The sequence below is a fragment of the Pseudomonas sp. D(2018) genome (assembly GCF_005502555.1).
Classification (GTDB): domain Bacteria; phylum Pseudomonadota; class Gammaproteobacteria; order Pseudomonadales; family Pseudomonadaceae; genus Metapseudomonas; species Metapseudomonas resinovorans.
Genome location: NZ_SCOK01000018.1, coordinates 70,675 through 82,810 on the forward strand (window position 1 = coordinate 70,675; position 12,136 = coordinate 82,810).

Genomic DNA, 12,136 nt, shown 5'->3' on the forward strand with positions numbered 1-12,136 from the left:
TGCTTGGATCAGGCGAGTGCAGCGGGGGGAGCGCGGGTCAGGGCACCGGGAAAGATTGCCCGGGAGCCATGGCCAGCCTGGGTCGCCGCGATCGGCACCGGGAGGGCGAGGTCAGTCAGGACCAGCCCGTGCAGCGCATTGGGGCTGAGGGCCGGTGAGTTGAACAGCAGAGTGCAGTAGCCGCACTTGGCCCAGGACATCTCGTGGCTGGGCATGGATGGCTCATGGCTGGGGGCACTGTGGTCAGTGGCGCAGGCCAGTTCGTCCATCCACGCCGGCGCTCCACCCGGCCCCATGTCTCGAGCCTGGGACACCAGCGGACCGACGAACAGCAGCAGCATGGCCAGAAGGCCAAGCCAGGCGCCGCGCTGTCGTGCTCTGCCGTGGGTCACTGGGAAGGTTCCATGCCGGTCTGCCGGGGGGGGGGGCGCCTATGCTAGCCAAGCCCCTGCCTGGGTAGAAGCCTAGTCGCTGGGGCAGAAGGCCGCAGGCCGAATGCGCCGCATTTCCAACCGTTTGGCCGCAAGACAGCTGCACCTGGCGGTGCCAGAATCCTCGCGTCGGATACCAGGCCCGGGAGGGCCTCGATGGAAACCCTCTATTTCTCCCCCATGCTGCTCGGGCTCAACCTGATGCTCGCCAGCGCCGTCGCCTGCACCGCGCTCTGGTATTTCTCGCGGCCCTACCGGGGCCCGGGATTCTGGATGGCCGGCGCCTGGACCCTGATTCTCGGCATCCTGCTGTTCATGGGCTTCATGGCCAGCGGCAGCCCGCTCCTGAATGTGCTGGGCAACGCCACCCAACTGGCAGGCGAAGCCATCCTGCTGCTCGGCGTGTTCCGCTTCCTGGGGCTGCGTCCGCCTTACTGGACGGTACCGGCCAGTGCCGGCGCCATGGCCGTGGTGAACTGCTGGTACTGGATCAGCCCGATCAATACCGAGCTGATGGTCGCCCTCTATGCCGCCATCGGCGGTGCCCTGCCGCTGCAAGCGTGCCATGTGCTCCTGGCCGAACGGCGCGAGCCCGCGCTGCGCAGCGTACGGCTGTTTGTCGGCATCACCTTGCTGGGCTATGCGCTGGTCACACTGCTGCGCGCGGCCATCGGCGTGCATGACTGGCTACAGCAGGTGGAACATCAGGATGTCACCCGCTCGGTGAGCTACCTGCTGCCCTACAACTTCGGCATCCCGCTCTGGGTCATCGCCCTCGTGGGCCTGGCGCTGATGACCATGCGCCGCATCCTCCAAGACAGCCAGCGCCATGCCCGCGAGGCCGAGGCTAGCGCGCACCGCTTCGAGCGCCTGATGGGTGTCGCCAACGCCGGCATGCTGGTGGTGGAGGACGGCCGCATCCTCGATGCCAACCCGATGCTCGAACAGCTCTTCGCCCAGCGGCGGGAGGAACTGCTCGGCCAACCCCTGTCCCAACTGGTCGGTGAGGCCGAGGTACCGCTGCTGGCCAACCTGCTACGGCAGGCCGATGGCCGCCCGCACGATATCGAGGCGCGGCGTGGAGACGGCGGCGGTTTCCCGGCTGAACTGGCCATAGCCTCTCTGGACGAATCCCAGCAGCGCCTGGTGGAGATCCGCGACGTCAGTCATCGCAAGGCCCTGGAGCGCCAGCTGCTGCACCTTGCCACCACCGATCCACTCACCGGTGCCCTCAACCGCCGTGCCTTCGAAGAACGTGCCGAACAGGAACTGCAGCGAGCGCGGCGGCAGAGTTCGCCACTGTGCCTGGCGCTGCTCGACCTGGACCACTTCAAGCAGATCAACGACCGCCATGGGCACCAGGTAGGAGACGACGTACTGCGTCAGTTCAGCCGGCTTTGCCAGCAGCAGGCGCGACGCACCGACCTCTTCGCCCGTTATGGCGGCGAGGAATTCATCTTCCTGCTGCCGGACACCAGCGCCGATTCCGCCCACCACCTGCTGGAGCGCTTGCGCATCGCGCTGCAAGGTCTGGAGATCGCCGCGCCTGGCGGCCCCATCCGGGTCAGCGTGAGCATCGGCCTGGCCAGCGTCAGCGCCAATGACGACTTGCACCACCTGCTGGGTGTGGCCGATGCGGCGCTCTACCGCGCCAAGCAACTGGGACGAAACCGCGTCGAAATGGCCAGCTGAAAACCTCCTTGGATGGTTTAAGCTTGGGCCTATCTTTCTGGAGTCATCATGCTGAGCCTGGCTGACGTTTTCCTGCTGATGTTGTTCGCCGCCGGTGCAGCCTGGCTGTGGCGCGGCCATGGTGTGCGCGAGCGTGCCCTGGCCTTGGCCAAACAGCACTGCGCCCGGCTCGATGTGGAACTGCTGGATGGCAATGTCGCCTTCCGCCGCCTGGCGATGGTGCGCGACGGCAAGGGCAATCGCCGTCTGGCACGCGTCTATGACTTCGAGTTCACCGTCACCGGCGAGCAGCGCCTTACCGGCAGCATTCAGATGTTCGGCAACCACCTGGGCCGCATCGACGTCGAGGCCCACCCGTTCAAGGCCGAACCCCAGCTCGATGACAAGGTTATCCACATGAACGAGTGGCGGCGTAGCCATCCCAAGCCGGATGAGCAGCGCCGGGTGGATTGAACCGCACCTGGCTCATCCGATAACAGGCAGCCCGCCCCGTGGCGCTGCATTCTGTGGATAACATCCCACCAGTCGCACTCGCAGTCATCGCTCAAAGCGCACGCAGCAGGAACTCGACCGTGCGTTCGGCGCTGGGCTGTGGATATTCCTGCATGAAGCAGTGGCCGCCCTCCACCACCTGGGCACTGACATGGCCGTTGAGGGCGGTCAGGCGCGCCACCGACTTGGCCACGAAGGGGTAGCTGTGCTGGCCGTGAAGAATCAGGGTAGGTGTGACGATGCGGCCCAGGGACGGCCACAGGCGTTTCGGGAAGGAACTGAAGATTTCCGCCTCGCGGCTCGGCCGGCACTTCAGCTCGACGCCGTTATCCACAGCCTTGATGGCGTGGTCGACGTAACCCTGCAGGGCCTCCTCGGTCCAGCCCTTGAAGATACCGCGTCCGTGCAGGCCGTTCCATACGGCCTGGCGGTCGGCCCAGTGGTTGCGTCGCGCTCGCGCTCGACTGGCCATGGTGGTGCGGCGGTGCAGGCCGAGGACTTCGGAAAAGGCCATCACGCCGATCATCGCCGGGGTGAAGATCACCGGATCGAGCAATACCGCACGGCTGAACAGCTCGGGATGGCGGGCCAGGATGAGGCTGCTCAGTACACCACCGAAGCTGTGCCCCACCGCCACCCGCGACACCTCGCCGAACTGCCCGCGCCCGCACTCGAACGCTTCCACCGCCAGTTCGGCATTACGGTTCCAGCCGAGGAAGCGGCCGCCATGGTCGCTGTCACCGTGGCCCTGGATATCGCAGAGCCAGAGGTCGAAATCCTCCGCCAGTGCCTGCAGCAAGGGCGTGTAGGTGCGACCGCAGAAACCATTGCCATGAAGGAAGTGCAGGAGCGGCTTGCCGGAGGCCGGGCTGTGCCAGCCCCGCAGGGTGAAACCGGCGGAAGTCGAGTGGGACCAAGGGATCAACTGCATCGAACGTGCCTCGAAATGTCTGCGCGAAGTGTATCCGCTGACATGCGTCGAGAGCAGTGGCCATAGCCGGCCGTGATATCGTCGCCGCCTCTGACCTGCGGACGCCACGCCTTGATTTCCCGCTCCCTGCGCATCGCCCTGCTGATCCTGCTGCTGCTCGCCGGCTTGTTCCTGGCGATGCATCTGGCCGGCCGCCAGGCGGAGCGCCAGGCCCTGCGCGATGAAGGTGAGCAGGCTCGCGAGCAACTCACGCTCTACGCCGGCAGCCTGCGCACCCTCATCGACCGCTTCCGCGCCCTGCCCGCCGTGCTGGCGCTGGACCCAGAGCTGCGGGGCACGCTGGCCGGGCCTGTGGATAAACACGAGCAGCAGCTGCTCAACCTCAAGCTCGAACAGATGAACCGCGCCGCCGGTTCCACCACCCTGGAACTGCTGAACCGCGATGGCCTGGCCGTGGCCGCGAGCAACTGGCGCCTGCCCACCAGCTTCGTCGGCCACAACTATGGCTTCCGTCCATACTTCGCGGAGGCCCGGCGCCATGGCAGCGGCCGCTTCTACGCGGTGGGCGTGACCAGCGGGATTCCTGGCTACTTCCTCGCCAGCGCCGTGCGCAGCGTCGACGAGGTCTTTATCGGCGCCATCGTGGTGAAGCTGGAATTCCCCGAGCTAGAACAAGAATGGGGGCAGCGATCGGACATCATCCTGGTCAGCGACGCCCGAGGCGTGGTGTTCATCGCCAACCAGCCAGGATGGCGCTACCGGGAACTGCAGCCGATCTCCGCCGAGGGCCGCGCCGAGATGGCCATCACCCGCCAGTACGACAAGCAACCCCTGGCTCCACTTATCCACACTACGCGCATCGACTTCGGCGAAGGCAGCCGACTGGTCCAGGTCGAAGGGCCGAACGGTCGCGCCGACTACCTCTGGGAAAGCCTGCCGCTGCCCAGTGAAGGCTGGACCCTGCACCTGCTGCGCACGCCGCAGGAGGCGGCCGGCAGCGCGCGTGCCGCCAGTCTGGCCGCCGGTGGCGCCTGGCTGGCGCTGTTCTTCCTCGGGCTGTTCCTGCACCAGCGCTGGCGCCTGGCGCGCATCCGCCAGCGCAGCCGGGAGGAGCTCGAACAACTGGTGGAGCAACGTACCGCCGCCCTGCGCACCGCCCAGGACGGGCTGATCCAGGCCGCCAAGCTGGCGGCCCTGGGACAGATGTCCACAGCCCTGGCCCATGAGATCAACCAGCCGCTCACTGCACTGCAGATGCACCTGGCCAGCCTGCGCCTGATGCTCGACAGCGGCCAGCTGGAGCAAGCGCGCAAGGCGCTGTCCCGCCATGATGAGCTGTTGCAGCGCATGGCCGCGCTAACCGGCCATCTCAAGACTTATGCACGCAAGACCCCCGGCGGCCTGCGCGAGTGCCTGGAACTGGGCAGTGTTGTGGATAAGTCCCTGCAGCTGCTGGCGCCCAATCTGCGCGATGCCAGGGTGCAGATCAGCCAGGAGCTGAACACGCCGGCCTGGGTATCAGGCGATGCCATCCGCCTGGAGCAGGTACTGGTCAATCTGCTGCGCAACGCCCTTGACGCCGTGGCCGGCAAGCCAGACCCGAGATTGTGGATAACACTGCGCCGCGAAGACGGCCACTGGCTGCTTGAAGTCGCCGACAACGGCGGCGGCATCGCCGAAGCGGATCTGCCACGGGTCTTCGACCCCTTCTTCACAACCAAACCGGCGGGTGCCGGCCTGGGAATCGGGCTGGCGGTGTCCTACGCCATCGTCCATGAATTGGGCGGCACCCTGAGCGCCACCAACCAGGGCGAGGGCGCATTGTTCAGCCTGCGCCTGCCTGTGGATAAAGCCAGAGAGGAATAGCCATGACAGCCCAGGTGATCTTCGTCGACGACGAAGCGGCCATCCGCGAAGCCGTGCGAGAGTGGCTGGAGCTATCCGGCTTCGAAGTGCGGGTGGAATCCAGCGCTGAGGACTGCCTGAAACGCCTTGATGCCGATTTCCCCGGGGTAGTCGTCAGCGACCTGCGCATGCCCGGCATGGACGGCATGGCCCTGCTGCAGGCGGTGCAAGCGCTGGACCGCGAACTGCCCTTCCTGATGGTCACCGGCCATGGCGATGTGCCCCAGGCGGTCGAAGCCATGCGCCTGGGTGCCTATGACTTCATCGAGAAGCCCTTCACCGCCGAGCGCCTGCTGGAAAGCCTGCGCCGCGCCCTGGAAAAGCGCCGGCTGGTCCAGGAAAACCGTCGTCTGCGCGTGCAGGCGGAGCTCAAGGACCAGCTCGACGGCCGCCTGCTTGGTGTTGCCCGCCCCATGGCGCAACTGCGACGTCAGGTGCTCGACCTCGCCGCGACACCCGTGAACATCCTGCTGCGTGGCGAGACTGGCTCCGGCAAGGAAATGGTCGCGCGCTGCCTGCACGACTTCGGTCCCCGCGCCGGCAAACCCTTCGTGGCACTGAACTGTGCGGCCATCCCGGAGAATCTCTTCGAGAGCGAACTGTTCGGCCACGAAAGCGGCGCCTTTACCGGCGCCCAGGGCAAACGCATCGGCAAGATCGAGCACGCCCACGGCGGCACGCTGTTCCTCGACGAGATCGAAAGCATGCCCTTCGCCCAGCAGGTGAAGCTGCTGCGGGTTCTGCAGGAACAGCGCCTGGAGCGCCTGGGCTCGAACCAGAGCATTGCTGTGGATATCCGCGTGGTCGCCGCCACCAAACCGGATCTGCGCGAGGAAGTCCGCGCCGGGCGCTTCCGCGAGGACCTGCTCTACCGCCTGAACGTGGCCGAACTGCAGTTGCCACCGCTGCGCGAGCGGCGTGAGGACATTCCCCTGCTGTTCGAGCACTTTGCCCGCCAGGCCAGCGAGCGGCTGGGCCGGCCACAACCGACCCTGACACCGGCCGAGCTGGCGCAACTGCTGGCCCACAATTGGCCAGGCAACGTGCGCGAACTGGCCAACGCCGCCGAGCGCCACGTACTGGGGTTATCCACAGGCCAGGCAGAGCGCCAAGGCGAACCCTCCCTGGCCGACCTGATGGAAGCCTACGAAGCGCAATGCCTGCGCCAGGCCCTGGCCCGGTGCCAGGGCGACATCAAAGCGGTGATGACCTTGCTGCAACTGCCGCGCCGCACCCTCAACGAGAAGATGGTCCGCCACGGCCTGGAGCGCAGCGAGTTCCTCCCGGTCGCCGACGATTGACCTCACCCTACACGTGGAATTTCGCCATCGGCGGAATCTTGCTCATCGCCCCCGCGGCATCGGCAGGATTCCGCGCATGAGCGCTGCAAAATCAGTCTGGAACCCTTCTAGTCCGCACCTTTTCTCCCCTGGCACAGCTCCTGCTATGTGCCCTGCGCACAAGCGCGGCCTTGGCCAGCGCCCACGACAACAACTACTAAGCGTCGAGGAAAAATGATGGATAGCTCCAGCACCCTGGCTGCCTCTGCAGAACCCCGCACGACATCGCAACGCATCAAATCCATTTTCAGCGGATCAGTCGGCAACCTGGTCGAGTGGTACGACTGGTACGTGTACGCCGCCTTCTCGCTGTACTTCGCCAAAGCGTTCTTCCCCCAGGGCGACATGACCGCCCAACTGCTCAACACGGCGGCGATCTTCGCCGTGGGCTTCCTGATGCGCCCCATCGGCGGCTGGTTGATGGGCATCTACGCCGACCGCAAGGGCCGCAAGGCCGCGCTGCTGGCCTCGGTACTGCTGATGTGCTTCGGCTCGCTGATCATCGCCCTGACCCCCAGCTACGAGACCATTGGTGTGGCGGCACCGATCCTGCTGGTGGTCGCACGCCTGTTGCAGGGCCTCTCGGTGGGCGGTGAATACGGCACCTCGGCCACCTACCTGTCGGAGATGGCAACCAAGGAGCAACGCGGCTTCTTCTCCAGCTTCCAGTACGTGACCCTGATCTCCGGTCAGCTCATCGCGCTGGCGGTGCTGATCATCCTCCAGCAGACCCTGACCACCGAGCAGCTGGAAAGCTGGGGCTGGCGCGTGCCCTTCTTCATCGGCGCCCTGTGCGCGGTGGTGGCCATGTTCCTGCGTCGCGGCATGGAAGAGACTGACTCCTTCACCAAGAAGAAGGACAAGCCGAAGGAAAGCCTGCTGCGCACCCTGATGCGCCACCCGAAGGAAGTGCTCACCGTGATCGGCCTGACCATGGGCGGCACCCTGGCCTTCTACACGTACACCACCTACATGCAGAAGTACCTGGTGAACACCGTGGGCATGGCCAAGAACGACTCGACCATGATCTCGGCCGCCACGCTGTTCCTGTTCATGCTGCTGCAGCCCATCGTCGGCGGGCTTTCCGACAAGATCGGCCGGCGCCCGATCCTGATCGCCTTCGGTGTGATGGGCACCCTGTTCACCTACCCGATCCTCAGCACGTTGCACACCATCGAGACCTGGTGGGGCGCGTTCTTCCTGATCATGGCGGCGCTGATCATCGTCAGCGGCTACACCTCGATCAACGCCGTGGTGAAGGCCGAGCTGTTCCCCACCGAGATCCGCGCCCTGGGCGTGGGCCTGCCCTACGCACTGACCGTGTCGATCTTCGGCGGCACCGCCGAGTACGTGGCCCTGTGGTTCAAGAGCATCGGCATGGAAAGCGGCTTCTACTGGTACGTCACCGCCTGTATCGCCTGCTCGCTGCTGGTGTACGTGTTCATGAAGGACACCCGCACCCATTCGCGGATGAACCAGGACTGATCCCGGACAGGGATCGACATCAGACGGGCCCTTCGGGGCCCGTTTTCGTTTCCGCCCCGAACATGCACGGACCGTAGGATGGCGTAGAGCGAAGCGAAACCCATCACCGTGGAACCTGGACCTCGCGTGACGCCGCCCGCCCCATCCTACGGAAGCCGGCAAGCCGCCATTCCCGCCTTCAGCACCGCCTCGTCCTGGGGCCCGGCGAAGATCAGCTCCAGACGCGAATCCCTGCGCCATTCGCTGGCTTGCCAGTGGATCGGCGCGCCGTCCAGGGCGTTGCCGGAGAGCCAGCCGGCGTTGCTCTGCAGTACCAGCTTGGCGCGGCGCCAGGGCAGGCTGGCCAGCCATTGCTGCACACGCATCAGCTCGAACTGTTGGCTGGGATGCCAGCGCCAGCCGATGCTCCAGGCGTCGTCGTTCGCCTGGATCTGGCAGATCGGTTCGGCCGGATTCCTCCACAGAACCTGAGGCTTATCCACACCTGTTGGTAAGTCATTGATACCAACAGCTTTTCCACTCTGTGCATGGATGCCTGGAAGACACTGGATATCGAGCCTACCCTGTGTCGTCCACAGCAGGGGTACGGCAGGTAATTTGGCGGCAAGTTGTTCACAGGTGACCGAATCCAGGTTCTCGGCCTTGTTTAATAGCACAAGGCCAGCAATGGAAATGGCCTCCCGCTGGCTGTCTGGCAGTAGCTGGCCCGTAGCCAGCGCCGCTGCGTCAAGCACCATGACGCTTGGCTGTAGCGCCAAAACGCCTTCCCAAGGGGGTTCGCGTAGCTGTCGCAGTAGCTCGACCGGGTGTCCGAGTCCGGACGGCTCTATCAGTAGCCGGTCCGGCCGTGCCTTGCGCAGAAGCCGGCCAAGGCCAACCTGGAAGGGCGCGCCGTTGACGCAGCAGACGCAGCCGCCCGCCACCTCGGCGATGGCGATGCCGTCGCCGTTGCGGGTCAGCAATGCGGCGTCCAGGCCAATCTGGCCGAATTCGTTGATCAGCACCGCCCAGCGTTCGTGCGCGGGACGCTGCGCCAGCAGATGACGGATCAGGCTGGTTTTGCCGGCACCCAGGGGGCCGGCGATGAGATGGGTAGGGATATGAGTAAGCATGGACCTATGGTGCTGCTTCACAGCGGGCTTAGAAAGCACCGTGCTAGAGTCGCGTCCTTCATTGCCTGGAGACCCTCCCGATGCGTGTCTGGTTGTTACCCGTGCTGCTGTTGCTGTCCTCTGGTGCCCATGCCGAAGCCTGTGTGGTGCACAGCCAGGGCGAGGGCGTGGACGTGAGGATCTGCCAGGAAAACCGTAGCATCCCGCGGCAACTCTTCCGTGACGGCTTCTGCAAGCCGGAACTGAAAGGGCAGAAGATCGACGTGAGCTTTGTGGATAACTGCCCCACCGGCGCCTTTGGTGTCTGCCGCAATGCGAGGGTCAGCAACCAGCCCTATCGCCAGGACATCCACTATTACGGCGTAGCCAGCGATGCGCGCTACCTGAAGCCCTTTTGCGAAGGGCAGAGCCAGGGTCAGTGGGAGTGACGCAGAGCCGCCAGAAGCTGCACCTAACCCAGCCAGTCAAGTGTAAGCAGCAACCGGCCCTTGCCCGGCGCGGCCTGCGGCGATCTGTGGATAATTCCACGCCCTTCATTGCCTTGCCACTTCTCGCCCTTGAACAGGGCAACATGGCCGGCAGCCATCTGCTGGTTATCCACAACCCGGGCCGGCTCGGCGGCCGGATCGCCCAACCGCGATCGCAGCATCTCGCCCTCCCGCAGCCACTGGCTGCCCGCTCCCGCGTAGGTGGTGATCAGCCTCAGCGGCACATGGTCAACGTGGAAGCGCGGGCACATGGGTTTGTCCAAGCGGCGCAGACGCAAGCCGATGCGCCGGGCATCCACCAGACAGGCGAAGGCCCGTACCAGCCAGCTCACGTCCGCGACGAATCCCCGGTGCCCCTCCAGGTCGGCGAAGCCGGCGACGAGGTCAGAGAGGTTGGGCTCGCAGTCCGCGTCTGGCAGTTCCAGGATCAGGGACTCGGCCAGCGGCTCACCTAGCGCCAGCAGGCTATTGGCGAAGCCCTGGATATGCAGGGGGAGTTGCCGGCGCCAGATGGCGAGGTTGACCCCGTCCTGCAATGCCTCACCGAGCACGTCCGGGCCATCACCCAGCACCGGGTACGGGGTCGAGTCCAGCTGCTGTGCCAGCATCAGGCGGCCTCCTCGATATGCCACGGGCCGAAGGGGTCGGGCAGCAGACTCCAGCCTTCCGGCCCCCCGGCCATCTCGTCGTCATCCAGCAGGCAGGCATCCAGATCGGCGTGCAGGCGCTGGAAGTCGATCCCCTGGCCGATGAACACCAGTTCCTGGCGGCAGTCTCCCACGTCGGCCGTCCAGTGCTGGAGAACCGTGCGCAGGCCCTCCTCGTCGTCGGGCCAGCGCTCACGGGGTACGAAGCGCCACCAGGCACCGGCCAGGCCGTAGCGCATCAGGCCACCGGCCTGGGACCAGCTACCGGCATCGCGGTAGCGGCTGGCCAGCCAGAAGAATCCCTTGGAACGCAACAGGCGACCATTGCTCCATTCGCGGTTCAGAAAGTGGAAGAAGCGCTGCGGATGGAACGGCCTTCGCGCGCGGTACGCCGTGGAAGCGATGCCATATTCCTCGGTTTCCGGGGTGTGCTCGCCCCGCAACTCCTTCAGCCAGCCCGGCGCCTGGGCGGCACGATCGAAATCGAACCGGCCGGTATCGAGGATACGCTTGAGGTCCACCTGGCCCATGACCATCGGCAGCACATCGGCATCAGGATTGAGGCGGCGCAGGATGGCGGTCAGTTCTTCGCGCTCAGCACTGGAGATCAGGTCGGCCTTGCTGATCAACAACACGTCAGCGAATTCCACCTGCTCGATCAGCAGGTCGCTGATCGAGCGTTCATCGTCCTGCCCCAAGGATTCACCATGGCTTTCGAGGCTTTCCCCGGCCTGGTAGTCACGCAGGAAGTTCACCCCATCCACTACCGTCACCAGGGTATCCAGGCGGGCCGTGTCGGAGAGGCTTCGGCCCTGCTCGTCGCGAAAGGTGAAGGTCTCGGCCACCGGCAACGGTTCGGAGATGCCGGTGGATTCGATCAGCAGGTAATCGAAGCGCCCCTCGTGGGCGAGGCGGCTGACCTCTTCCAGCAAGTCCTCACGCAGGGTGCAGCAGATGCAACCGTTGCTCATCTCGACGAGGCGTTCTTCGGCGCGGTTCAGGCTGACGTCCCGCTGTACCTCGCTGGCATCGATGTTGATTTCGCTCATGTCGTTGACGATCACGGCCACACGTAGCTGATCGCGATTGCGCAGCACGTGGTTGAGCAGCGTGCTCTTGCCGGCGCCGAGGAAGCCGGACAGCAGGGTGACAGGTAGGCGTTGGTCCATGGTGGTGTCCTTCAGGCGGGGCGCTGGTGGCGTTCTTGTAGTTCCTGGCGTTGCTTGGCCTCCAGGCAGAGGGTTGCCGTGGGCCGTAGCAACAGGCGACGCAGGCCAATGGGATCGCCGCTTTCCTCGCACCAGCCATACTCGCCGCGGGCGATGCGACTCAGGGCTTCGTCGATCTTGTCCAACAGGCGCTTCTCCCGTTCCAGCAGGCGCAGTTGCCACAGGCGCTGTTCCTCGCGGCTGGCGAGATCGATTTCGTCACTGGCCGGCTCGACCTCGCGCAGCGCACCAAACTCAGCGTCGATGTGCCGGCGCAATTCCTCTCGCTGGCGCTCCAGGAGATCGCGGAAGTACGCCCGCTGGATGTCGTTCATGTAGGACTCGGCAGGCTGGGCCAACAGTTCTTCGCGGCTGAGTGGAGTGTCTGGCATGGTGGCGATCTTC

General features: G+C 65.2%; 12 protein-coding genes. 6 read left to right on the forward strand and 6 right to left on the reverse strand.

Going from position 1 to position 12,136, the window contains the following annotated elements; translation table 11 throughout:
• Window positions 1-8 precede the first annotated feature (8 nt).
• Window positions 9-392: a DUF2946 domain-containing protein gene (locus FFS60_RS13880; protein ID WP_028626980.1), complete on the reverse strand. Its 384-nt coding sequence runs from the start codon at window positions 390-392 to the stop codon at window positions 9-11.
• 195 nt (window positions 393-587) lie between these two features.
• On the opposite strand from FFS60_RS13880, the gene FFS60_RS13885 reads away from it, so the two are divergent.
• Both FFS60_RS13885 and FFS60_RS13890 read left to right on the forward strand, forming a co-directional pair.
• Window positions 588-2,123 (forward strand): sensor domain-containing diguanylate cyclase, encoded by a 1,536-nt coding sequence (locus tag FFS60_RS13885; RefSeq protein WP_137822294.1) that lies wholly within the window; start codon window positions 588-590, stop codon window positions 2,121-2,123.
• Window positions 2,124-2,171: 48 nt separating this feature from the next.
• Window positions 2,172-2,576: a DUF3301 domain-containing protein gene (locus FFS60_RS13890; protein ID WP_028626981.1), complete on the forward strand. Its 405-nt coding sequence runs from the start codon at window positions 2,172-2,174 to the stop codon at window positions 2,574-2,576.
• A 91-nt stretch (window positions 2,577-2,667) separates the two neighbouring features.
• Here FFS60_RS13890 and FFS60_RS13895 read toward each other — a convergent pair whose 3' ends face one another.
• Complete coding sequence (locus tag FFS60_RS13895; protein WP_137822295.1) at window positions 2,668-3,546, reverse strand: alpha/beta fold hydrolase; 879 nt, start codon at window positions 3,544-3,546, stop codon at window positions 2,668-2,670.
• 111 nt (window positions 3,547-3,657) lie between these two features.
• Between FFS60_RS13895 and FFS60_RS13900 the strand changes: the two genes are divergently transcribed.
• From FFS60_RS13900 to FFS60_RS13910, 3 genes are all read left to right on the forward strand, one after another.
• Window positions 3,658-5,412 carry an ATP-binding protein gene (locus tag FFS60_RS13900; RefSeq protein WP_256658083.1) on the forward strand — a complete coding sequence of 585 codons (1,755 nt, stop codon included), beginning with the start codon at window positions 3,658-3,660 and terminating at the stop codon, window positions 5,410-5,412.
• Between the two features lie 2 nt (window positions 5,413-5,414).
• The gene (locus tag FFS60_RS13905; protein ID WP_137822296.1) at window positions 5,415-6,752 is read left to right on the forward strand and encodes a sigma-54 dependent transcriptional regulator; all 1,338 of its coding nucleotides are present in this window, start codon (window positions 5,415-5,417) and stop codon (window positions 6,750-6,752) included.
• A gap of 216 nt (window positions 6,753-6,968) precedes the next feature.
• Window positions 6,969-8,276 carry an MFS transporter gene (locus tag FFS60_RS13910; RefSeq protein ID WP_028626985.1) on the forward strand — a complete coding sequence of 436 codons (1,308 nt, stop codon included), beginning with the start codon at window positions 6,969-6,971 and terminating at the stop codon, window positions 8,274-8,276.
• 146 nt (window positions 8,277-8,422) lie between these two features.
• Here the strand turns inward: FFS60_RS13910 and FFS60_RS13915 are convergent, their stop codons facing one another.
• Window positions 8,423-9,388: a GTP-binding protein gene (locus tag FFS60_RS13915; RefSeq protein WP_137822297.1), complete on the reverse strand. Its 966-nt coding sequence runs from the start codon at window positions 9,386-9,388 to the stop codon at window positions 8,423-8,425.
• 80 nt (window positions 9,389-9,468) lie between these two features.
• On the opposite strand from FFS60_RS13915, the gene FFS60_RS13920 reads away from it, so the two are divergent.
• Window positions 9,469-9,816, forward strand: coding sequence for an NADH:ubiquinone oxidoreductase (locus tag FFS60_RS13920; protein ID WP_137822298.1), 348 nt, complete (start codon window positions 9,469-9,471; stop codon window positions 9,814-9,816).
• A 23-nt stretch (window positions 9,817-9,839) separates the two neighbouring features.
• Here the strand turns inward: FFS60_RS13920 and FFS60_RS13925 are convergent, their stop codons facing one another.
• The 3 genes from FFS60_RS13925 to dksA are packed head-to-tail and all read right to left on the reverse strand — an operon-like array spanning window position 9,840 to window position 12,123.
• On the reverse strand, window positions 9,840-10,484 hold the full coding sequence (locus FFS60_RS13925) for a DUF1826 domain-containing protein (RefSeq protein ID WP_137822299.1): 645 nt from the start codon (window positions 10,482-10,484) through the stop codon (window positions 9,840-9,842).
• Window positions 10,484-11,692, reverse strand: a complete 1,209-nt coding sequence (gene zigA, locus FFS60_RS13930) for a zinc metallochaperone GTPase ZigA (protein WP_137822300.1) — start codon at window positions 11,690-11,692, stop codon at window positions 10,484-10,486. Before zigA ends, FFS60_RS13925 begins: the two co-directional genes overlap by 1 nt.
• An 11-nt stretch (window positions 11,693-11,703) precedes the next feature.
• Complete coding sequence (dksA, locus tag FFS60_RS13935; protein ID WP_137822301.1) at window positions 11,704-12,123, reverse strand: RNA polymerase-binding protein DksA; 420 nt, start codon at window positions 12,121-12,123, stop codon at window positions 11,704-11,706.
• Between the last annotated feature and the right edge of the window lie 13 nt (window positions 12,124-12,136).

Coding starts and splice junctions, on each gene's coding strand:
- FFS60_RS13895 (WP_137822295.1), bottom strand. CDS start 3,546: ATGCAGTTGATCCCTTGGTCCCACTCGACTTCCGCCGGTTTCACCCTG.
- dksA (WP_137822301.1), bottom strand. CDS start 12,123: ATGCCAGACACTCCACTCAGCCGCGAAGAACTGTTGGCCCAGCCTGCC.
- FFS60_RS13890 (WP_028626981.1), top strand. CDS start 2,172: ATGCTGAGCCTGGCTGACGTTTTCCTGCTGATGTTGTTCGCCGCCGGT.
- FFS60_RS13910 (WP_028626985.1), top strand. CDS start 6,969: ATGGATAGCTCCAGCACCCTGGCTGCCTCTGCAGAACCCCGCACGACA.
- FFS60_RS13905 (WP_137822296.1), top strand. CDS start 5,415: ATGACAGCCCAGGTGATCTTCGTCGACGACGAAGCGGCCATCCGCGAA.
- FFS60_RS13925 (WP_137822299.1), bottom strand. CDS start 10,484: ATGCTGGCACAGCAGCTGGACTCGACCCCGTACCCGGTGCTGGGTGAT.
- FFS60_RS13915 (WP_137822297.1), bottom strand. CDS start 9,388: ATGCTTACTCATATCCCTACCCATCTCATCGCCGGCCCCCTGGGTGCC.
- zigA (WP_137822300.1), bottom strand. CDS start 11,692: ATGGACCAACGCCTACCTGTCACCCTGCTGTCCGGCTTCCTCGGCGCC.
- FFS60_RS13885 (WP_137822294.1), top strand. CDS start 588: ATGGAAACCCTCTATTTCTCCCCCATGCTGCTCGGGCTCAACCTGATG.
- FFS60_RS13920 (WP_137822298.1), top strand. CDS start 9,469: ATGCGTGTCTGGTTGTTACCCGTGCTGCTGTTGCTGTCCTCTGGTGCC.